12 protein-coding genes and 1 rRNA gene are annotated in these 22020 nt (G+C 71.7%); 7 read left to right on the top strand and 6 right to left on the bottom strand.

Features of this window, described 5'->3' with window-relative positions; translation table 11 throughout:
• Nucleotides 1-184: 184 nt before the first annotated feature.
• Together O1G22_RS22300 and O1G22_RS22295 are read right to left on the bottom strand one after the other, a co-directional pair.
• Nucleotides 185-1710: ribosomal RNA gene (locus O1G22_RS22300) — 16S ribosomal RNA — on the bottom strand.
• A gap of 621 nt (nt 1711-2331) precedes the next feature.
• Nucleotides 2332-2880: a MarR family winged helix-turn-helix transcriptional regulator gene (locus O1G22_RS22295; protein WP_270082935.1), complete on the bottom strand. Its 549-nt coding sequence runs from the start codon at nt 2878-2880 to the stop codon at nt 2332-2334.
• Between the two features lie 149 nt (nt 2881-3029).
• Between O1G22_RS22295 and O1G22_RS22290 the strand changes: the two genes are divergently transcribed.
• Nucleotides 3030-4286 (top strand): MFS transporter, encoded by a 1257-nt coding sequence (locus O1G22_RS22290; protein WP_270086493.1) that lies wholly within the window; start codon nt 3030-3032, stop codon nt 4284-4286.
• Nucleotides 4287-4324: 38 nt separating this feature from the next.
• Here O1G22_RS22290 and O1G22_RS22285 read toward each other — a convergent pair whose 3' ends face one another.
• On the bottom strand, nt 4325-5971 hold the full coding sequence (locus tag O1G22_RS22285) for an ATP-binding SpoIIE family protein phosphatase (protein ID WP_270082934.1): 1647 nt from the start codon (nt 5969-5971) through the stop codon (nt 4325-4327).
• A 158-nt stretch (nt 5972-6129) separates the two neighbouring features.
• The gene (locus O1G22_RS22280) at nt 6130-7509 is read right to left on the bottom strand and encodes an NAD(P)/FAD-dependent oxidoreductase (protein ID WP_270082933.1); all 1380 of its coding nucleotides are present in this window, start codon (nt 7507-7509) and stop codon (nt 6130-6132) included.
• A gap of 378 nt (nt 7510-7887) precedes the next feature.
• On the opposite strand from O1G22_RS22280, the gene O1G22_RS22275 reads away from it, so the two are divergent.
• Nucleotides 7888-8661 (top strand): TetR/AcrR family transcriptional regulator, encoded by a 774-nt coding sequence (locus O1G22_RS22275; protein WP_270082932.1) that lies wholly within the window; start codon nt 7888-7890, stop codon nt 8659-8661.
• A 168-nt stretch (nt 8662-8829) separates the two neighbouring features.
• Nucleotides 8830-10773: a sigma-70 family RNA polymerase sigma factor gene (locus O1G22_RS22270; protein WP_428986387.1), complete on the top strand. Its 1944-nt coding sequence runs from the start codon at nt 8830-8832 to the stop codon at nt 10771-10773.
• Here O1G22_RS22270 and O1G22_RS22265 read toward each other — a convergent pair.
• The gene (locus O1G22_RS22265) at nt 10760-14065 is read right to left on the bottom strand and encodes an AfsR/SARP family transcriptional regulator (RefSeq protein WP_270082931.1); all 3306 of its coding nucleotides are present in this window, start codon (nt 14063-14065) and stop codon (nt 10760-10762) included. The genes O1G22_RS22270 and O1G22_RS22265 overlap by 14 nt on opposite strands.
• Before the next feature lie 79 nt (nt 14066-14144).
• On the bottom strand, nt 14145-16220 hold the full coding sequence (locus tag O1G22_RS22260; RefSeq protein WP_270082930.1) for an asparagine synthase-related protein: 2076 nt from the start codon (nt 16218-16220) through the stop codon (nt 14145-14147).
• Between the two features lie 701 nt (nt 16221-16921).
• Between O1G22_RS22260 and O1G22_RS22255 the strand changes: the two genes are divergently transcribed.
• From O1G22_RS22255 to O1G22_RS22240, 4 genes are all read left to right on the top strand, one after another.
• A complete protein-coding gene (locus O1G22_RS22255) occupies nt 16922-18346 on the top strand; it encodes an NsdA family TPR-like regulatory protein (RefSeq protein ID WP_270082929.1) in 1425 nt (474 codons plus the stop codon).
• Nucleotides 18347-18416: 70 nt separating this feature from the next.
• Nucleotides 18417-19634: an L-2-hydroxyglutarate oxidase gene (lhgO, locus tag O1G22_RS22250; RefSeq protein WP_270082928.1), complete on the top strand. Its 1218-nt coding sequence runs from the start codon at nt 18417-18419 to the stop codon at nt 19632-19634.
• 45 nt (nt 19635-19679) lie between these two features.
• Entirely contained in the window at nt 19680-20501 is an 822-nt protein-coding gene (trmB, locus tag O1G22_RS22245; protein WP_270082927.1) for a tRNA (guanosine(46)-N7)-methyltransferase TrmB, read from the top strand.
• A 156-nt stretch (nt 20502-20657) separates the two neighbouring features.
• Complete coding sequence (locus O1G22_RS22240; RefSeq protein ID WP_270082926.1) at nt 20658-22016, top strand: PrsW family intramembrane metalloprotease; 1359 nt, start codon at nt 20658-20660, stop codon at nt 22014-22016.
• The last annotated feature ends 4 nt before the right edge of the window (nt 22017-22020 follow it).

Here is a 22020-nt window from a genome sequence, read left to right as displayed (position 1 = left end):
CAGCGTGCCCGGCCGGACCCCGTCCGGAGATCATGCGTTCCACGCTCTTGCGAGCAGTACTAGCAGCCTCCGACCCGTGACATCCGGCCGAATAATCAACGTTCCACCCATGAGCAACCAGCACCGGACGTTCGCCGATGTACTGGCCTCTGACCGAGCGAACCCGGTAAGAAGTGCTCCTTAGAAAGGAGGTGATCCAGCCGCACCTTCCGGTACGGCTACCTTGTTACGACTTCGTCCCAATCGCTAGTCCCACCTTCGACAGCTCCCTCCCACAAGGGGTTGGGCCACCGGCTTCGGGTGTTACCAACTTTCGTGACGTGACGGGCGGTGTGTACAAGGCCCGGGAACGTATTCACCGCAGCAATGCTGATCTGCGATTACTAGCGACTCCGACTTCATGGGGTCGAGTTGCAGACCCCAATCCGAACTGAGACCGGCTTTTTGAGATTCGCTCCACCTCACGGTATCGCAGCTCTTTGTACCGGCCATTGTAGCACGTGTGCAGCCCAAGACATAAGGGGCATGATGACTTGACGTCGTCCCCACCTTCCTCCGAGTTGACCCCGGCGGTCTCCTGTGAGTCCCCATCACCCCGAAGGGCATGCTGGCAACACAGAACAAGGGTTGCGCTCGTTGCGGGACTTAACCCAACATCTCACGACACGAGCTGACGACAGCCATGCACCACCTGTACACCGACCACAAGGGGGGCACTATCTCTAATGCTTTCCGGTGTATGTCAAGCCTTGGTAAGGTTCTTCGCGTTGCGTCGAATTAAGCCACATGCTCCGCCGCTTGTGCGGGCCCCCGTCAATTCCTTTGAGTTTTAGCCTTGCGGCCGTACTCCCCAGGCGGGGAACTTAATGCGTTAGCTGCGGCACCGACGACGTGGAATGTCGCCAACACCTAGTTCCCACCGTTTACGGCGTGGACTACCAGGGTATCTAATCCTGTTCGCTCCCCACGCTTTCGCTCCTCAGCGTCAGTAATGGCCCAGAGATCCGCCTTCGCCACCGGTGTTCCTCCTGATATCTGCGCATTTCACCGCTACACCAGGAATTCCGATCTCCCCTACCACACTCTAGCTAGCCCGTATCGACTGCAGACCCGAGGTTAAGCCTCGGGCTTTCACAATCGACGTGACAAGCCGCCTACGAGCTCTTTACGCCCAATAATTCCGGACAACGCTTGCGCCCTACGTATTACCGCGGCTGCTGGCACGTAGTTAGCCGGCGCTTCTTCTGCAGGTACCGTCACTTGCGCTTCTTCCCTGCTGAAAGAGGTTTACAACCCGAAGGCCGTCATCCCTCACGCGGCGTCGCTGCATCAGGCTTTCGCCCATTGTGCAATATTCCCCACTGCTGCCTCCCGTAGGAGTCTGGGCCGTGTCTCAGTCCCAGTGTGGCCGGTCGCCCTCTCAGGCCGGCTACCCGTCGTCGCCTTGGTGAGCCATTACCTCACCAACAAGCTGATAGGCCGCGGGCTCATCCTTCACCGCCGGAGCTTTCCAGGATCGGAGATGCCTCCGAACCTCGTATCCGGTATTAGACCCCGTTTCCAGGGCTTGTCCCAGAGTGAAGGGCAGATTGCCCACGTGTTACTCACCCGTTCGCCACTAATCCACCCCGAAGGGCTTCATCGTTCGACTTGCATGTGTTAAGCACGCCGCCAGCGTTCGTCCTGAGCCAGGATCAAACTCTCCGTGAATGTTTTCCCGTGATCGGGATGAACACCACGAGAGCGGTGCAAGAGGAGGAATGATCCTCTCGCACACAGCGTCCTCGCTGTGTTATTTCAAAGGAACCTCGCCCCAGCAGATGCTGGAGACGGGGTATCAACATATCTGGCGTTGATTTTTGGCACGCTGTTGAGTTCTCAAGGAACGGTCGCTTCCTTTGTACTCACCCTCTCGGGCTTTCCTCCGGGCTTCCCTTCGGTGTTTCCGACTCTATCAGATCTTTTCTCGATCCGATTTCCTCGGTGCTTTCCAGGTTCTCGCTCTCGCGTTTCCCTTTCCGGCGGTTCTGACTCTATCAGATCCTTTCGGTGTCTGACTCCCAGTCAGGGGGTTTGTCTTCCCGGTCCGTTGGGCCGTTCCGACGTCCCAAACCTTAGCGGATCTCTTCGACGATTCCCAATCGGGCCGCCGAGTCCCTATTCGAATTGAATTCGGGCACGCCGAAATCAACCCGTCCGGGAGATCGTGCTGGTGGTTTGGGGTGCCACTCGCGTGGCGAGAGTGTTGCCGCAGAAGCGTTACGGCTCCGTGGCAACTCGAAGAACTTTACGGATCGGGCAGGGCGGTGTCAACAGCCGCTGTCAAGATCTTTAATCCAGGTCGGTGAGGCGGCCGCCGGCGTCCGGCTGGGCGTACTCCACCCTGCGCAGGAGGCGGGTGAGGACCTCTCCCAGTACCGCGCGCTCCGCGGGGGTGAGGTCCTGGAGCAGGTCCTCCTCGAAGACCGTGGCGAGGCGCATCGCCTCCAGCCACTTCTCGCGGCCCTCGGGGGTCAGCTCGACGATCACCCGGACGCGGTTGGACTCGTCCCGCTCCCGGGTGACGAGCCCCTCGGCGACCATGCGGTCGATCCGGTGGGTCATCGCGGCCGGTGTGAGGCCGAGGCGCTTGGCGAGGTCGCTGGGGCCCATGCGGTACGGGACGCCGGAGAGGACCAGGGCCTTGAGGACCTCCCACTCGGCGTTGCTGATGCCGAGGGCGGAGGTCTGGCGGCCGTAGGCGACGTTCATGCGGCGGTTGAGCCGGGACAGGGCCGAGACGATCTTCTCGACCTGGGGGTCGAGGTCCTGGAACTCGCGCTGGTAGGCGGCGATCTGTTCTTCGAGGGTCGGCTCCGTGACGCCGGGGGTGTCGGCCATGGCCGCAGTATCGCACGCACTCCCTTTGCTTTGAAGTCCTTGACTGTGTACTCTTTAGCTTCGAACTTTAGCTTTGAAGTCTTCAGATCTAACTCCTTCAGATCTCAGTAGTGAGAGAGGTGAACGTGACCAGGGCGATGGGCGCAGCGATGCGCCGGATCCACGTGGGCAACGCACTCAGCGCGTTCGGGCTCGGTTTCACCGTCCCCTACCTGTACGTCTATGTGGCGCAGGTGCGGGGGCTGGGTGCCGTGACGGCGGGGCTCGTCCTCGCCGTCTTCGCCGTGGCCGCGCTGATCGTGCTGCCGTTCGCCGGCCGGGCGATCGTGCGGCGCGGCCCGCTGCCGGTCCTGCTCGCCGCCCTGGTCACCGCCGCGCTCGGCGCCCTGAGCCTGGGGCTCGCGGGCAACGCCACCGCCGTACTGCTGTCGGCCGCGGCGCTCGGGGCCGGGCAGGCCGTGATGCAGCCGGCGCTGGCCACGATGATCGTGGACTGCTCGACGGCGGACACGCGCTCGCGTGCGTTCGCGACGCAGTTCTTCCTGCAGAACCTGGGGCTCGGTGTCGGCGGACTCATCGGCGGCCATCTCGTCGACACCACGCAGGTGTCCTCGTTCACGCTGCTGTTCGCGATCGAGGCGGCGATGTTCCTGCTGCTGGTCGTGGTGATGGCGACGGTGCGGATGCCGCACGCGCCGCGGCTGGCGGACCTGCCCGCGGAGTCGGCGAAAGGCAGCTGGAAGCAGCTGCTCGGCAACCGGGCCATGGTGCAGCTGTGCGTGCTGGGCTTCGTGCTGTTCTTCGCCTGCTACGGCCAGTTCGAGTCCGGGCTGAGCGCGTACGGCGTCGAGGCGGCCGGGATATCGACCTCCGCGCTCGGTACGGCACTGGCCGCGAACACGCTGATGATCGTGGTCGCCCAGTTCGCCGTGCTGAAGTTCGTCGAGCGGCGCCGGCGGTCGCGGGTGATCGCCGGGGTGGGTCTCATCTGGGCGGTGGCGTGGGTCGCCGCCGGGTACGCGGGGCTCGGGCACGGCAGCCAGGAGATGGCGACGGCCGCGTTCGTCTCGACGTACGCGCTGTTCGGGCTCGGTGAGGCGATGCTGTCCCCGACCGTCGCGCCGCTGGTCGCCGATCTGGCGCCGGAGGGCATGGCCGGGCAGTACAACTCGGCGTTCGCCCTGGTCAAGCAGCTTGCGCTGGCCGTCGGTCCGGCGGTGGGCGGTCCCATGGGCGCCTCGCTGCCCGCGCCGTACATCGTGACGTTCCTGCTGTTCTCGCTGGGCATCACGGTGCTGGCGCTGCGGCTCGGCCGGCGGCTCACGGCGGTGCAGGACCGGCCGTGGCTGCGCACCAGCCGCGTGGTTGCCCGGGGTGAGGCACCCGCGCAGTCCCTGGCCGCGTAGTCGTCAGGCACCCGGCACGACTTCCCGCGGCCAGGACGCTAGCCCTTCTGCAGGACGAACTCGCACCACACCGCCTTCCCCCCGCCCGGTGTCCGCCGTGAACCCCAGTTGGACGCGATGGTCGCCACGATGGCGATGCCCCGGCCGGACTCGTCGGCCGGCTCCGCGCGGCGGCGGCGGGGGAGGTGGTCGTCGCCGTCGGTGACCTCGATGATCAGACGGCGGTCGGTGCGGCGCAGGCGCAGGCGCATCGGTGGGGTGCCGTGCTGGAGGCTGTTGGCGACCAGTTCGCTGGCGGCGAGGACGCCGAGGTCCTGGAGTTCGGCGGGGAAGCGCCAGCTCGTCAGGACGCCGGAGGCGAACGCACGCGCGCGTGGGGCCGCCTCCACGCCGCCGAGGAGTTCCAGGGCCGCGTTGCGGAAGAGGTCGCCGTCGGGGCCCGTACGGGCGGGATGCTGGAGGACCAGGACGGCGACGTCGTCGTCGTGGTCGGCGGTGACGCCTGCCGAGCGGACCAGGCGGTCGCAGATCACCTGGGGGGTGCCTGTGGCACCCGCGAGGGCGCGTTCGAGGGACGCGATGCCCTCGTCCAGGTCCTCGTCGCGGCGCTCGACCAGGCCGTCCGTGTAGAGGACCGCCGTGGAGCCGGGGCCCAGGGCGATCGAGCCCGACGCGTGCATCCAGCCGCCGGTGCCGAGTGGCGGGCCGGTGGGTTCGTCGGCGCGGGAGACCGTGCCGTTCTCGTCGCGGACCAGGATCGGGAGGTGGCCGGCGGAGGCGTAGACCAGCCGGCCCTCGTTGGGGTCGTGGACGGCGTAGACGCAGGTGGCGATCTGGTTGGCGTCGATCTCTATGGCCAGGCCGTCGAGCAGTTGCAGGACCTCGTGCGGGGGGAGGTCCAGGCGGGCGTACGCGCGCACGGCCGTCCTCAGCTGGCCCATGACCGCCGCCGCGCGCACGCCCCGGCCCATGACGTCGCCGATGACCAGGGCGGTGCGGCCGCCGCCGAGGGTGATGACGTCGTACCAGTCGCCGCCGACCGCCGCTTCCGTGCCGCCGGGCTGGTAGGTGGCGGCGATGCGCAGGTCGTCGGGCTGTTCCAGCTCCTGGGGGAGGAGGGAGCGCTGGAGGGTGACGGCCGTTTCGCGCTGGCGGCGCTCGCTCGCCCGCAGGCGCTCGGCGGCTTCCGCGTGGTCGGTGACGTCCGTCGCGAAGACCAGCACGCCGCCGTCGCGGTCGCCGTCCTCGGCGACGGGGGTGCAGGTGAAGGTGTACGACCGGCCGTCGACGGCCTTGCGGGACTTCAGGGTGCGGGGCTTGCCGCTGCGCAGCACCTGGTCGAGGAGCGGGAGCAGGCCCAGTTCGGCGAGTTCGGGCAGGGCCTCGCGGGCGGGTGCGCCCATCGGCCGTACGCCGAAGGCCGCCGTGTAGGCGTCGTTGACGTAGGCGATGCGGTGGTCGGGGCCGTGGACCAGGGCGACCAGGGCCGGGACGCGGTCGAGGACGTCGCGCGCGGGCAGTTCGTCGACGGCGGGCACCGGGGGTGTGCCGTCGGCGGGCGGCTCGGCGCGGGCCGCGGGCACGGAGCCTTCTCCCCGCCGGTCCGGGGAGACCGGGGTCTCGGTCCGCGCGGCGGCGCGGCGCTGCGTTCCGGGGAGCCGGGCGCTCCAGCGCGTGAAGTTCACTGTGGGGAAGGCCTCGTGGGTGCTGTGGCGGGCGGGTGGCCCGTCCGCGGACGTGGGGCAGTCTGGCAGGGTCTTGGCGGGGACACAGGGTCTTGCTGGGGCGGGCCGCGGCGACATCCGTCAGACGCCGGAGCGGGCCGTGGAGTTCCTGGGTCCGGTCAGGACGACCCCTTCGGGTCGTCCGAGGGGCTGTGAGGAGGCTTTCCACCGGCCGCGAGTTCGAACTCCGCTCGGGGATGTTCGAGTGAACCGAGGGAGACGATCTCCCGTTTGAAGAGCCCGGCGAGGGTCCATTCCGCCAGCACGCGGGCCTTTCGGTTGACGGTGGGCACCCTGCTGAGGTGGTAGACGCGGTGCATGAACCAGGCAGGGTAGCCCTTCAGCTTGCGCCCGTAGACCTGGGCGACGCCCTTGTGGAAGCCGAGGGAGGCGACCGAGCCGGCGTACTGGTGGGCGTACGTCTCCAGGGGTTCGCCGCGCAGCGCGTGGGCGATGTTGTCGCCGAGGGTGCGGGCCTGGCGGAGGGCGTGCTGGGCGTTGGGGGCGGTCAGGGTGCCCGGTTCGGCGGCGGTGACGTCGGGGATGGCGGCCGCGTCGCCGGCCCCCCAGGCGTGTTCCGTGCCGTCGACGGTGAGCTGGGCGGTGCATTTCAGCCGGCCGCGGTCGGTCAGCGGCAGGTCGGTGGCGGCGAGCAGGGGGTGCGGTTTGACGCCGGCGGTCCACACGACCGTACGGGTCGGGAAGCGCTGGCCGTCGCTGAGGACGGCGACGCGGTCGGCGCAGGAGTCCAGGCGGGTCTCCAGCAGCACCTGGATGTTGCGGCGGCGCAGCTGGGTGACGGTGTAGCGGCCCATCTCCGCGCCGACCTCGGGCAGGATGCGGTCGGAGGCCTCCACGAGGATCCATTTCATGTCCTCGGGGCGGACGTTGTGGTAGTAGCGCGCGGCGTAGCGGGCCATGTCCTCCAGTTCGGCGAGCGCCTCGACGCCCGCGTAGCCGCCGCCGACGAAGACGAAGGTCAGGGCGGCGTCGCGGATCGCGGGGTCGCGGGTGGAGGAGGCGATGTCCATCTGCTCGATGACGTGGTTGCGCAGCGCGATGGCCTCTTCGACGGTCTTGAATCCGATGCCGTGCTCGGCGAGGCCGGGGACGGGCAGCGTGCGGGAGATCGAGCCGGGGGCCAGCACGAGCTCGTCGTAACCGAGGAGTTCGGCCGGTTTTCCCTCCTCGGCGGTGGCGAGGGTGGTGACGGCGGCGGTGCGCACCGCGTGGTCGATCGAGGTCACCTCGCCGATGACGACATGGCACCGGTCCAGGACGCGGCGCAGCGGTACGACGACATGGCGAGGGGAGATCGAACCGGCGGCCGCCTCGGGCAGGAACGGCTGGTACGTCATGTAGGAGTCGGGCGTGACGACGGTGATCTCGACCTCACCCCGCCTGAGCTCGGCCTTCAGCTTCCGCTGGAGACGCAGGGCCGTGTACATCCCGACGTAGCCGCCGCCGACAACCAGAATGCGCGCACGTTCCTTCACCATCCCATGACGCACCCGGCGCTGTTGTTTGTCCACAGCCCCGGCAATTTGTGTGACCGGCGAGCGGGTGTGCGCAGGGCCGGGCGCGGTCCTCGGAGCGGACGAAAGGGGGCAGGTCAGCGGGTGCGGGTCACAGTGTGCGAAGGTGGGGAATCAGGGTGTATGTGCCCCGTACTCCGATCGAGGGGCGCTCCGTGCGGAACCTGCCCCTTCTGAATTGACTCTCGCTCAACTATGTTCGTGTGTCGACGGGGTGTAGGGAATGTGGTCGATCGGGGCTCGCGACGGGCGGACCCGGTCGAGATCGAAGTCAGTTCCGCGCACTCCGGATTCAGTGGCGGGGAGTCTCCGGGGGGAGACGTCATTTACCGGGGGAAACACATGCATGTTCAGGACACGCATCATTGGTCATCCGCAGCCGCCGTCGGACCCGGCGGCGGGGCGGTGAGCGCGGCGGTCGGCAACGGACGCGCGGACGGGGCGCGTACGACACCGCTGCGCGTGGACGCACAGCGCAATCTGGAGCACGTGCTGCGTGCCGCGCGTGAGGTCTTCGGCGAGCTGGGGTACGGCGCGCCGATGGAGGACGTGGCGCGGCGCGCGCGGGTCGGTGTCGGCACGGTGTACCGGCGCTTTCCCAGCAAGGACGTACTGGTCCGGCGGATAGCCGAGGAGGAGACCGCGCGGCTGACCGAGCAGGCGCGCACCGCGCTCGGTCAGGAGGACGAGCCGTGGTCGGCGCTGTCCCGGTTCCTGCGGACGTCGGTGGCGTCGGGGGCGGGGCGGCTGCTGCCGCCGCAGGTGCTCGTCGGCACCGCCGGTCTGGCCGAGGGGGGTGCGTCCGGGGCTGCCGCCGAAGAGCCTCGGGTGCCGCAGCAGCGGGTGCAGCCGGGCAACGGTGAACTGCGGCTGGTGCCCGGGGAGTCCGCCGGGGCCGGCGACGACAGCGGGGTCGGGGAACTGCTCGATGTGGTCGGGCAGCTCGTCGAGCGGGCCCGCGCCGCGGGTGAGCTGCGGGCGGATGTGTCCGTGGGGGACGTGCTGCTCGTGATCGCCACGGCGGCGCCGTCCCTGCCGGATGCTGCGCAGCAGGCGGCGGCGTCGGCGCGGTTGCTGGACATCCTGCTGGAGGGGTTGCGGTCGCGTCCCGCGTAATGCGCCGTTCTGCCTCCCGCACTGCCCGTGACGGTTCATGGGCGGTGCGGGCAGGCGCCTTGCATGCGGCTCGGGACGCACTCGTTCGAGTGATGTCCCGGCCGCCTGTGATGACCGCAGCCCTCGGATGAGTGGGATGCGGTGAGCGGGGGTCCTTGCACAAAGGGCATGTGGCACTCTGAGCCGGTGACGGATTGGGCTGGGTCGGACGGGTCACGCGGTGACGACGCGGGTGCGGAGGCCACCGGGGTGACCCCGCCCCAGGTGCCGAGCCAGGGCGGGCGCGCGGCCTCCTCCGGCAGGCGGGCCGAGGAGAGCGTGCCGGCGCAGCGCGAGGGCAGTGTGCTGCCGCCCCGGAAGATGCCGCCCGGCGACGCCGAGCTGATCGAGCGGATGCGCGGGGGCGACGACTCCGCCTACGAGGAGCTGTACCGGCGGCACGCCGATGCCGTACGGCGGTACGCGCGCACCTGTTGCCGGGACGGGCACACCGCCGACGACCTCACCGCCGAGGTCTTCGCCCGGATGCTGCAGGCCGTGCGGGGCGGGGCCGGGCCCGAGCACGCCGTACGGGCCTATCTGCTCACTTCTGTACGACGCGTCGCCGCGAACTGGATCAAGTCCGCGCGGCGCGAGCAGCTCGTCGACGACTTCGCCGTCTTCACCCAGCAGGCCTCACGGTCGTCCGAGGTGTCCGACGACGCCGCGTCCATCGGCTCCTTCGGAGCGGGCCTGGACCTGGGCGCCGACGTGCGCGCCATGCACGAGGCCGAGCAGTCCATGGCGATGCAGGCCTTCCGTTCGCTGCCCGAGCGCTGGCAGGCCGTGCTGTGGCACACCGAGGTGGAGGACGAGTCCCCGAGCGACGTGGCCGTGCTGTTCGGGCTGGACGCCAACGGCACCCGGGTGCTCGCCAGCCGCGCGCGCGAGGGGCTCAAGCAGGCCTACCTCCAGGCCCATGTCAGCGCCTCCCTCGCCGGTGACGAGGAGTGCGCCCGGTACGCCGACCAGCTCGGCAGCTACGCCCGCCGCAAGCTGCGCATCCGTGCCGAGCGGGGCCTGCGCAAGCATCTGGAGGAGTGCGCCAAGTGCCGGCTGGCCGCCGCGCAGATCGAAGAGGTCGCCAGCGGTATCCCCGGTGTCGTGCCGGTCGCGGTCATCGGCTGGTTCGGGGCCGCCGGGTACGCCAAGGCGCTCGGCATCATCGCCGGCAGCGCGGGGGCCGGGGCCGTCGGTGCGGCGGCCGCGGCCACGGCCACGGGGTCGTCCGGGGCGAGCGGCGCGGGGGGTGCCGCGGCGGCGGAGGGGTTCGCGGCGCCGGTGAAGGCAGGGATCGCGGCCGGTGTCGTCGCGGTGGCCGCCGCCGCGGTGGCGTTCGCCCTGATCAACGACAGCCATCCGCCGACCAGGGAGATCGCCAAGCCGGCCCCGTCCGCACCGGCCGTACAGCCTCCGGCACCGCGGCCGACCCCGTCGAAGCGCCAGTCGACCCCGCCGCCGGTGGTGCCCGCCGTCGAGCCGGCCCCGGTCCCGACCCCGACGCCCACCCCCACTCCGAAACCCACCCCCACGCCGGCCCCCAAGCCCACGCCGACGCCGACCCCTTCGCCGCAGCCGACCCCTTCGCCGAAGCCGACGCCGACCCCCACCCCGACGCCCACTCCGCCGCCGGCGCTCACCGTCTACCAGGTGAGCGAGCTGAACTACGACGTCGACGGCGACGGCACCAAGCCCGAGATCCAGCTCGGCGCGAGCAGCTGGGTGTGGCAGCGCTACGGCATGTCGATCGACGGCAAGGAGTACGCGCACGGGGTGACCGTGCACGGCGAGTCCTCCGTCACGATCGCCCTGAACCGTCAGTGCGTCGCCTTCGACGCGCAGGCCGGGGTGGACGACATGACGCTCGGCCTCGGCAAGGTGTCGTTCTCCGTCTACGCCGACGGGGTACGGCTGTGGCGGTCGAGGATGGTCAAGGGACACGACCGGGCCGTCCCCGTCCATGTCGACCTGACCGGGCGCAAGACCGTACGGCTCGTGGTGGAGCCGCACAGCAACGCCTTCGACGAGGCCGCTCTCGCGGACTGGGCGGAGTCCCGGTTCACCTGCCGGTAGCCGTCTCCCGGGCCTCCAGCTCGCGCAGTACCTCGGCCACGCCGAGGGACGCGCCTCGCGCGCGCTCGGCCGCGTAACGGCCGTCCGGCAGGGCCGCGCGGGCGTCCGCGTGCACGCGGGCGGCCTGGTCGCGCTCCGGTTGGGAGCGGGGGTTGCCGTCGCGCCAGCAGTCCGCGGCGGCGTACAGCCGGATCGCGCACGCCAGGTCACCGCTCCGGGCCAGAAGCCAGGCCGCGGTGTCCACCAGCCCCGCCGTGATCGACTCGGCGCACCGCTGGGCCACGGCCTCGCGCAGCGCCTCGGCGAGGATCGGCAGCCCGCGCGCGGGACCCGACTCGTCGGCGACGACGAGCGCCTCGACCATCCGCAGAACCGCCCCGAACTGCGGGGGCGGGGTCCCGCCGCGCGCCACCGCGCGGGTCTCCTCGTACAGCTCGCGGGCGCGGGCCGTCCGCCCCTCCTGCACGGCGATCTGGGCGCGCATCAGCAGCACGAAGGCGGCCGCCTCGTGCACCGCGTACCGCTCGGCGGCCACCCCCACCTCGTCCAGGGCGGCCAGCGCGGAGACCGGATCGCCGGAGCGGTAGGCGATCTCGGCGAGCCGCGCCATCAGGAACGGCGACTCGGCATAGGCGCCGACCTCGTAGGCGAGGCGCAGCGCCTCCTCGTACTCGCCGCCGGCGTCCTCGAAGCGGCCGCGTGCCATGGCCGCCTCGCCGGCCGCGCTGCACACCTGCGCCCGCATCCAGCGGTCCCCGACGCGCCGGCTGAGCGTGCGCAGCTCGGCCAGGTCCTCGTCCACGCCCCGCAGGTTGCCCGGGGAGTCGACGACCACGTGCGTGCGGTACATCAGGGCGACCCCGACCTCCCAGTCGCCGCCGTATCTGCGGCAGTTGGCGACGGCTGCGGCCATGTCGGGGCCGATGTCCGACGAGCCGTCCAGATACCAGGCGGTCAGCGGCCAGACGATGCCCGGGAGCCGGGCCGCCTGGGGGCCGCCGTGCTCGTATGCGGCCCGCACGCGCGCGATGTACTGCGGGGCCCGGGAGTCGGCGGAGAGGTGATCGGCGCTCGACTCGGAGGTCAGGAACAGGTCGAGCATCCGCAGGTCCATCCGCAGCTCCCGCAGCGGATGCCCGGCCTCGCCGACCGGGGAGGCGAGGAAGGCCCCGATCGGATCGGCCTCCTCGACCAGTGCCGCCAGACCGCCGCCGGTGCGCAGGCTGTCCGGCATGCCGGACGCGGGCAGGCTGTCCAGGGCCACGCCCAGGCGCAGGACCAGGCGGACCCAGGCGACCGCCTCCTGGCGGTGGTTGCGCAGCCACCAGAACCAGCCGATGGCGAGGACGATCGCGCCCGCCTCCGCCTCGTCGCCGGCGCGCACCGCGCGGTCCAGTGCCGCCCGGATGTTGTCCAGTTCGGACTCCAGCCGGGAGATCCACGGCAGTTGGGCCGCGGACCGCAGCAGCGGCTCGGCCTCCTCGACCAGCGCCCGCACCCACGCGCGGTGCCGGCGCTCCGCCGCGGCGCGCAGTCCGGGAACCTCGGCCGCGCGCTCGCCGGCGTACTCGTGGATGGTCTCCAGCATGCGGTAGCGCATGCCCCCGGTGGGGTCCGGGGCGGAGACCACGAGGGACTTGTCGACCAGGGCGCCGATCAGGTCGGCCGCCGGGCCGGTGCACACGGCCTCGGCCGCTGCGAGGTCCCAGCCGCCGGCGAACACGGACACCTCGCACAGCACGGTGCGCTCGCGCTCGTCCAGCAGGTCCCAGGACCAGTCGACGACCGCGCGCAGGGTCTGCTGGCGGGGCAGGACCGTGCGGCTTCCGGAGGTGAGCAGGCGGAAGCGGTCGTCGAGCCGGTCGGCGATCTGCCGTGGGGTCAGCAGCCTGAGCCGGGCCGCGGCCAGCTCGATGGCGAGCGGCAGCCCGTCCAGGCGGCGGCAGATCTCCGCCACGGCCTCGGTGTCGGCGAGCGCCGCGCCGGCGTCGGGACGGACGGCCTTCGCGCGCTCGGCGAAGAGGCGGTGCGCCTGCTCCGGGACGAGGGGCTCGACCGGGCGTACCGACTCACCGGGGACGCCCAGAGGTTCACGGCTGGTCGCGAGGATCGTGAGCCCGGGGCAGCGGGTGAGGAGGGTCTCGGCGAGGTCGGCTGCCGCGCCGATGACATGCTCGCAGTTGTCAAGGATCAGGAGTTGGCTGCGCGGGGCGCAGTACTCGATCAGCAGGGCGACAGGGTCGGCCTGCGGGGTCGCCAGTTCGTTGGTCAGCAGCACGGTCTCGCGCAGACCGAGGGCGCTGACCACCGCGCCGGGCACCGCCTCGGGGTGGTCGAGCGGGGCCAGCTCGACCAGCCATGCCTGCGGCAGCCCTGCGGCGGCTTCCTCGGCGAGGCGGGTCTTTCCCGAACCGCCCGGTCCGGTGAGCGTGACCAGGCGGGCCCTGTGCATGTCGGAACGAATGGCTTCGAGCTCCGGTTCCCGCCCGACGAAACTCGTCAGCCGGGGCCGGAGGTTGCCGGTGCGCTCGGGGGGTTGGGCGGGGGCGGGGGTGAGCCTCGGCGGGCGCGGTTCCCGCTGTGTGAGCAACGACGCGTGCAGGTCCTGGAGTTCCGGTCCCGGGTCGGTGCCGAGGGTGTCGGCGAGGGCGCGGCGGGCTGACTCGTAGGCGGCGAGGGCGTCGGCGGGGCGGCCGCTGTCGCGCAGGGCGCGGATGAGGAGGGCGTGCAGGGGCTCGTCCAGCGGCTGGGCCGTGGTGAGTTCCCTCAGCTCCGGTACGAGGTCCTGGGCGCAGCCGAGGTCGAGCGCGGCGGCGGCCCGCGCGCGCGTCGCCTCCAGGCGCAGGGCCTCCGGGCGGGTGGCCGCGGTGCGGTCGGGGAGGTCGGCGAGGGCGGGGCCGTGCCAGAGGGCGAGGGCTTCGGTGAGAGTGCGGTGGGCGGTGGCCGGGTCGCCGGCGGCGAGGGCCTTGGTGCCGGTGTGGGCGAGGCGCTCGAAGACGTACAGGTCGATGTCGTCCTCGGTCGCTTCGAGCCGGTAGCCGCCCGGGGTGGAGGCGATGGTGTGGCGGCCGAGGGTACGGCGGAGACGGCCGACGAGGGCCTGGAGGGCGGCGGGGGCGTCCTGGGGCGGGTCGTCCGCCCAGATCTCGTCGATCAGGGTCTCGGGGGTGGTGGTGCGGGCGGGGCGGAGGGCGAGGGCGGTGAGGAGCGTGCGGAGGCGCCGGCCGCCGAGGGGTACGGGGGTGCCCTGGTCGTCTTCTGCTTGGGTTACGCCCAGGATTCTGTACCGCATCTGGTTATTGTCGCGGGGGGCTCAGGGCGGGGCGACGGGGTTTGGCTCAGCTGTGGCCATCGGCACCCGGTACGCGTGATCAGGCGCCCGAGGCCAAAGCTCCCCTTCTCGGCTGGATGCCGGAAGGCACCGCACGCGCGCGTGCCGGGGTTCCCGTCCAGCACGTTCCGCGGCGGGCGAGCAGGCGGTGGAGCCAGAGTTCCAGGGAGATCAGGTCGGCCAGGCCGTCCAGGGGGAGGGGTTCGCCTGCCGCTGCCGCGCGGAGGGCCTTGCGGACCACACGGGCCTCCACCAGGCCCGCGTCGGCGAGCAGCGGGGTGGTGAAGAGGTCCAGCAGGGGGTCGGCCGCTCCGCGCAGGCCCGCGCGTGTGGCCGCGGCCGAGGAGGCGTGGGACGGGGCGCCCCAGCCGGCGGGGAGGCCGGTGACACCGGCGCCCTCCAGGACCGTACGGAGGATGGCCGCGCGGGCGCCTGGCTGGACGCGCAGGGCCTCGGGGAGGGCGCGGCAGGCTCGGACGACCTGGTTGTCGAGGAAGGGCGCGTGCAGGCGCTGGGAGCGGATCTCGGCGGCCTGTTCCAGGACGCGCAGGTCGGCGGCGCTGCGGGCGAGCGCGGCACGCGCGCGGTGTTCGCCGGGGCGCTGGGCGCCGGTGCCGGAGCGGTCCGCCTCCGCCTGGAGCAGAACCGATACTTCGGCCAGTGCCTCCCCCGTCAGCCAGCGGGCGGCCGGCCCGGGTCTGGCCCAGGTCAGCGCGGCCAGGGACGCGCCGACCGCCCCCTTGGGCTCGTCGAAACGGCGCCGCATCAGCCGCTCGGCCAGCTCCTCCAGGCCGGTCCGGTAGGGCGTGCGGGCGAGGCGCCGGGCCGCGCCGTACACGCGCGCGGGGACCATCACCGAGCCGTCAGCCTTGGCGAGGGCGGCGACCGGACGGACCAGATGGCGGCGTTTGCGGTCCATGAGGAGGTCGGCGAGGCGGGCGGGGTGGGCGTCGAGGACCTGGCGGGCGCCGTGCCCGGTGAAGTGGTCGGCGCTGCCGGAGGCGAGGCGGGCGCGGTGCCGGGCGGCCGTGACCAGGGAGGGGCCCGGTTCGTCGGTGAGGGGGCCGTCGAGGTCGGCGTACGGCAGGGTCTCCTCGGCGCCGGTGACGACCACGTGGTGCAGGCGGGGGTTGGCGGCCAGGGCTCCCGCGCGTTCGAGTTCGGCCTCGCGGCCGCCCACGGCCAGGTCGTTGAAGGTGACGGCGAGGAGCCGTTCGCCCGCGCCCGTGCGGTGGCCGAGCAGCGTGCCGGGGCGGCCGGGCAGTCCGGCGGCCAGCAGGGCGAGGGTGCCGGAGGCGGGCCCGCCGGAGAGGTCGGCGCCGATGCCCGGCGCGGGCATCCCGCGCCGGGCCCGCCGCTCGGCCGGGCCCATGCCGGGCACCGGCCCGGGGTCGAGGTCGGGTACGTGCCGGGGTGCCGACAGGCGCGCGCGTACCGCTTCCACGAGGGCGTCCCGTACGGCGTCCACGGCGTGGTCGGGGTCGGCGGCGGGCGCGGCCACCGCGAGGGAGGCGACGGGCTCGTACCCGGCGATCTCGCGCGCTCCGGCGCGCAGCACGAGCGCGTGCCCCGGCGGAACCCGGCGTACGCCCTCGTACGGGGTGGTGTCGCGCAGCGCGGCGGGTACGTCGGGGGCGGCGAGCAGGGCGGCGAGGTGGCCGAAGTCGAGGTTGGCCTCGATGAGGTCGGCGAGGGGCAGCGCGGCGGTGGCGTAGGCGGTGCCGCCGGCCCAGGGGGTGTGGAAGACCGGGCGGGCGCCCGCGAGGTCGCCGCAGACGGTGATGCGCCGGCCGACCTGGACGACGGCCGTGTAGCTGCCGGGCCAGGCGGTCAGATGGCGCAGTGCGCCCCCGCGCGCGGTGAACAGCGCACGCCGCAGTTCCTCGTCGGAGGCGCCGCAGATACCGAGGACGGCGATGCGGTTGTCCGCGTCGGCCTTGACCACGCGCACCTCGTCCGGGCGCCAGTCGCCGACGGCCCACAGCGGGTCGGGGTCGCCCCACAGGAGCTGGGAGCCGACGGGGTGCAGGGTCTCGCCGTCGTCACCGGTGGCGCCCGCGGAGCCGATCCCGGCGACGCGCGGGGCGGTGCTGCTCCAACCCACCAACCACCGCATCGACGCCTCCACAGGCTGTGGACAACCAGTGCACCGCAGGAACCGGTCCCCATGCTGCCATGAAGGACGCGCTGTGGAGGGGCGGCGGCACCGGCTTCGATCGAGGGAAACGCGCGTGGAGTTCGAGCGGGGTCCGCGGAAGGGGCGAGAACCGGGGGTGATGAGTTCTGGTCGAATGCGCCCCCTGTACGCTCCCCCAAAACGCCCTTCGCGCCCTCAAGTTGCATGGTCGGAACGGATGTACGCCGCCACGGGCTGGGTCGATTTTCAGCCAAATACACAGAGCGAAGGCGGAATTGAGCACGCTCCGTACAGGCCTGCGGAGCGCGCGGCGGCGCGGACACGCGCACAGTCCGGGAGGCGGGCATCGCCTCCCGGACCGGTCCGCCACCCGCGGGGATGAAGGTGGCGGTGTCCCCCAGCCCACTGGATCCAGTACAGCGGGCCGACCCACGCAAGAGCCATGGAACCGCTCCCCCGATGGCCGGAGAAGAGCGCACGGACGGGCGCACGGCCACACGCACGGGGGCACGCGGCGACGGGCCGTGCACGGTGCGTACAGGACCGTACTTCCGTACGGACCACAATCCCGCCATCCGGAACAATGCCCCTTAACGCTTGGGATGCGGCGAACTACGCTGGGTTTACGAATGCCGCGTGGTTATGCCAGCGCGGCAGCCGTCTGTGTCGAGGGGTGGCGCATGTCCAGGGAGCAACGCGGGCCGAACGAAAAGCTCGGCGCCGTTCTCGCCCTCGCGGGAATCAGCAACGCAGGACTCGCACGGCGCGTCAACGACCTTGGCGCCCAACGCGGGTTGACTCTTCGCTACGACAAGACGTCGGTGGCGCGCTGGGTGTCGAAAGGCATGGTGCCGCAGGGTGCCGCGCCGCACCTCATCGCCGCCGCGATCGGCCAGAAGCTCGGCCGCCCGGTGCCGCTCCACGAGATCGGCCTGGCGGACGCGGATCCCGCGCCCGAAGTGGGCCTCGCCTTCCCCAGAGACGTCGGACAGGCGGTGAAGTCGGCGACGGAGCTGTACCGTCTCGACCTCGCCGGACGCCGGGCCGGCTCCGGCGGCATCTGGCAGTCGCTCGCCGGATCGTTCGCGGTGAGCGCATACGCAACGCCTGCCTCACGGTGGCTGATAACCCCCGCCGACAGCTCGGTCGCGCGCGAGGCCGGCTCCGCCGAAGGCTCCGGGGCACCGATCAAAGTCGGCCACAGCGATGTGCAGAAGCTGCGGGAGGCCGCCGAGGACGCCCGGCGCTGGGACTCCAAGTACGGGGGCGGGGACTGGCGTTCGTCGATGGTCCCGGAGTGCCTGCGGGTGGAGGCGGCACCGCTGCTGCTCGGCTGCTACTCCGACGAAGTGGGCCGCGCCCTGTTCGGGGCGTCCGCCGAACTGACCCGGCTCGCCGGGTGGATGGCCTTCGACACGGGCCAGCAGGAGGCGGCGCAGCGGTACTACATCCAGGCGCTGCGGCTCGCGCGCGCGGCGGCGGACGTCCCGCTGGGGGGCTACGTGCTCGCGTCCATGTCGCTGCAGGCGACGTACCGGGGATTCGGGGACGAGGGCGTCGACCTGGCGCAGGCCGCCCTGGAGCGCAACCGGGGGCTGGCCACCGCGCGGACGATGAGTTTCTTCCGGCTGGTCGAGGCACGGGCCCACGCGCGCGCGGGAGACGCACAGGCGGCGGGCGCGGCGCTGAAGGCGGCCGAGGGATGGCTGGAGCGGTCCCGGGAGGGGGACAACGATCCGACGTGGCTTGGTTTTTATGGGTATGACCGGTTCGCGGCAGATGCGGCCGAGTGCTATCGGGATCTGAAGGCGCCCCGGCAGGTACGGAGGTTCACGGAACAGGCCCTGTCGAAGCCGACGGAGGAGTTCGTGCGGTCGCACGGGCTGCGGCTGGTCGTCTCCGCCGTCGCCGAGCTGGAGTCCGGGAATCTCGACGCGGCCTGCGAGCAGGGGGTGCGGGCCGTGGAGGTGGCCGGGCGGATCTCCTCGGCCCGGACCACCGAGTACGTGAAGGATCTGCTGCACCGGCTGGAGCCGTACGGGGACGAGCCCCGGGTGGTGGAGCTGCGGGAGCGGGCCCGGCCGCTGCTGATGGCCCCCGCCTGAGCCGCGAACACCGGACGCCCGGCGCGTTTGAAGGCGTTGTCAGTGGCGCAGTGCACTATCGAGGTGGGAGGTGGTGCAGGTGCCGGTCGGTGCGTACGACTGTGATGTGCTCGTGGTCGGCGGGGGGATCGTCGGGCTGTCGACGGCGTATGCGATCACGCGCGCCGCGCCGGGGACGCGCGTGACCGTGCTGGAGAAGGAGCCGGGCCCGGCCCGGCACCAGACGGGGCGCAACAGCGGGGTGATCCACAGCGGGATCTACTACCGTCCGGGCTCGCTCAAGGCGCGGTACGCGGTGCGGGGCGCGGCCGAGATGGTGAAGTTCTGCGCCGAGTACGGCATCGCGCACGCCGTCACCGGCAAGCTGATCGTCGCCACCGAGCGCGAGGAGCTGCCCCGGCTGCACGCGCTCGTGCAGCGCGGCCGGGAGAACGGGATTCCCGTCCGGGAGCTGGGCGCCGCGCAGATCGGTGAGTACGAGCCGGAGGTGCGCGGGCTCGCCGCCATACACGTCGGTACGACGGGTGTGTGCGACTTCGTGGGGGTCGCCCGGCAGCTGGCGCGGGCCTCGGGGGCCGAGATCCGGTACGGGGCGCGGGTCGTCCGGGTCGACCGGCGCCCCGAGCTCGGGGTCGCCGTGCTGACCTCGGGCGGGGAGATCGTGCGGGCGCGCGTGCTGGTGAACTGCGCCGGGCTGTACTGCGACGAGGTGGCCCGGCTGACCGGGGACGAGCCCGGGGTGCGGATCGTGCCGTTCCGCGGGGAGTACTACGAGCTGGCGCGGCCGGAGCTGGTGCGGGGGCTGGTGTATCCGGTGCCGGATCCCGCCTTCCCGTTCCTCGGTGTGCATCTCACGCGCGGGATCGACGGAGGCGTGCACATCGGGCCGAACGCGGTGCCGGCGATGGCCCGGGAGGGGTACGGCTGGAGGGTCGTACGGCCCCGGGAGCTGGCCGGGACCCTGACGTGGCCGGGGTCGTGGGCGATCGCCCGGCAGCACTGGAGATACGGCGCGGGTGAGCTGCACCGCTCGCTGTCGAAGGGGGCGTTCCTGGAGGCGGTGCGCAGGCTGCTGCCCGGGGTGGAGTCGGACGACCTGGTACGGGCCCCTGCCGGGGTGCGGGCGCAGGCGGTACTGCGGGACGGGACGCTGGTGGACGACTTCCTCATCCGGGAGGGAGAGCGGGCCGTGCACGTACTGAACGCACCCTCGCCCGCGGCGACGGCTTCGCTGCCGATCGGGCGGGAAGTCGGGCGCCGGGTTCTTGATCTGCTCGGCCGGCTGTAGCGCTCGGTCTGTCCGGTGGTGGTGGGCCGTAAAATTGGTCGCACTGTGGCTGACTCCCTCAATACCCCCGATGTCCCCGCCCCGGCGGCGCCCCACGCACCCGGTGTGTCCATCCGGCACACCCGGGCCAAGGGGGAGCCGCGGTTTCCGGACGGGCCCAAGGCCGATCCCGCCGGGTCGCACTTCGAGCGGCGGATCCGGAGTTTTCAGCCCCGGCGCAGCCGGGTGACGGCGGGGCAGGCCGATGCGCTGCAGCGGCTGTGGCCCGTGTGGGGGCTCGACATCGACGGGCAGCGGGTCATCGACCTGCGTGAGCTGTTCGGGAACGACCGCCCCGTCGTGCTGGAGATCGGCTTCGGCATGGGGGAGGCCACCGCGCAGATGGCCGCCGGGGACCCGGACACCAATGTCCTCGCCGTCGACGTGCACACCCCGGGGCAGGGGAATCTGCTGGGCCTCGCCGACCGCGACGGACTGACGAACGTCCGGGTCGGCAACGGGGACGCGATCATCCTGCTCAGGGAGATGCTCGCACCCGACTCGCTGGACGGACTGCGGGTGTACTTCCCGGACCCCTGGCCCAAGAAGCGGCACCACAAGCGGCGGCTCATCCAGCCCGAGTTCCTGACGCTCGCCGCGATCCGGCTGAAGCCCGGCGCGCTGCTGCACTGCGCGACCGACTGGGAGCCGTACGCCGAGCAGATGCTCGACGTGCTCAGCGTGCATCCCGACTTCGAGAACACCCAGGCGGACGGCGGCTACGCACCGCGCCCCGAGTTCCGGCCGCTGACCCGTTTCGAGGGGCAGGGACTGGACAAGGGACATGTGGTGAACGACCTGCTGTTCCGGCGCGTATCGCATCCGTGATCACGCGTCGTCCAGCCGTGATCATGCGTAGTTCGGCACTGATCACGAATAGTTCAACCGTGATCGGCCGGCCGTCCGGCATTTCTTGATCAAGCCGGGCAGCCGGTCCGGTAATCCGCTCCAGCCCCTCGTCCCGCCACCGTTAGGGTCGATGCCGTGGCCACCAGTCCGATCAGTACTCCGTATCCGGCGTATCCCCCGCGTCCCGACGGCGCGGTGCTCCGCCATCCGCACTGGTGGCAGCGCGGCTGGGTGCGGTACGGGGCGCTGATCACGCTGCTGGCCCTGTCCGGGCTGGTGATCCTCGCGCTGGTGCGCCGGCAGACCGGTACCGAGGGGTTCCTGGTCGGGCTCGGGCTGGCCGTGCTGCCCGTGCCGTGGCTCATCGCCGCGTTCCGCTGGCTGGACCGGGTGGCGCCGGGCCCCTGGCGGAACCTGGTCTTCGCGTTCGCCTGGGGTGCCTGCGCGGCGGCACTGATAGCCATCGTCGCCAACAGCTTCGCGACCAGGTGGATAGCCACCGCGACCGCCGACCCGGCCAGTGCCGACACCCTCGGCGCCACCGTGATAGCGCCGATCGTCGAGGAGTCCGCCAAGGCCGCCGCCGTACTGCTCGTCTTCCTCTTCCGCAGACGTGACTTCACCGGGATCGTCGACGGGGTGGTGATCGCGGGCATCACCGCCACCGGGTTCGCGTTCACCGAGAACATCCTCTACCTCGGTACGGCCTTCGGGGCGGACCAGCTCTCCGGCGACAGCGGCATCGCCTCCGTCACCGCCGCCACCTTCTTCGTGCGCATCGTGATGTCGCCGTTCGCGCACCCCCTGTTCACCACCATGACCGGCCTCGGCTTCGGGCTCTCCGCGTTCGCGGCGCAGCGGCGGCGCGCACGCCGCGTGCTGCTGCCGGTCTGCGGGCTGCTGCTCGCGATGAGCATGCACGCCTTGTGGAACGGCTCCTCCACGTTCGGCGAGTTCGGGTTCTTCGCCGTCTACGGCTGCTTCATGGTGCCCGTGTTCGGGCTGCTGACCTGGCTGGCCGTCTGGACGCGGCAGCGGGAGCTGCGGACCGTGCGCGAGGAGCTGCCCGTGTATGTGTTGGCCGGGTGGCTGGGGCCGGCCGAGCCGTTCGCGCTGGGGTCGATGCGGGCGCGGCGGGCGGCGCGGGACTTCGCCCGGCACCACGGCGGGAAGCCGGCGGCGCGCGAGGTGGCGCGGTACGAGGCCACCGCCACGCAGCTCGCCCTGCTGCGGCGCCGGGGGCGCCAGGGGAAGGCCGGGGGCGACTTCGTCGTACGGGAGCGGGACTTGCTGGACGAGCTGTGGCGGCGCAGGGACGTGGCGCGGCCGGCTCTGGAGTACGCGGCGCGTGCGGCTGCTCCGGCTCCGGTGTACTGGGCTCAGCCGCAGTACGGATACGGATACGGGTACGGGTATCCGGCGGTGCCCTTCCCCACGCGCAACGCGCAGAACACGCCCAGCGCGCACGACGCGTACAACCCGTACCGGTCGTAGACCT

This window comes from Streptomyces camelliae, from assembly GCF_027625935.1.
In the GTDB taxonomy this organism is placed as follows: Bacteria; Actinomycetota; Actinomycetes; order Streptomycetales; family Streptomycetaceae; genus Streptomyces; species Streptomyces camelliae.
This window is presented reverse-complemented; position numbering and strand designations above follow the sequence as displayed.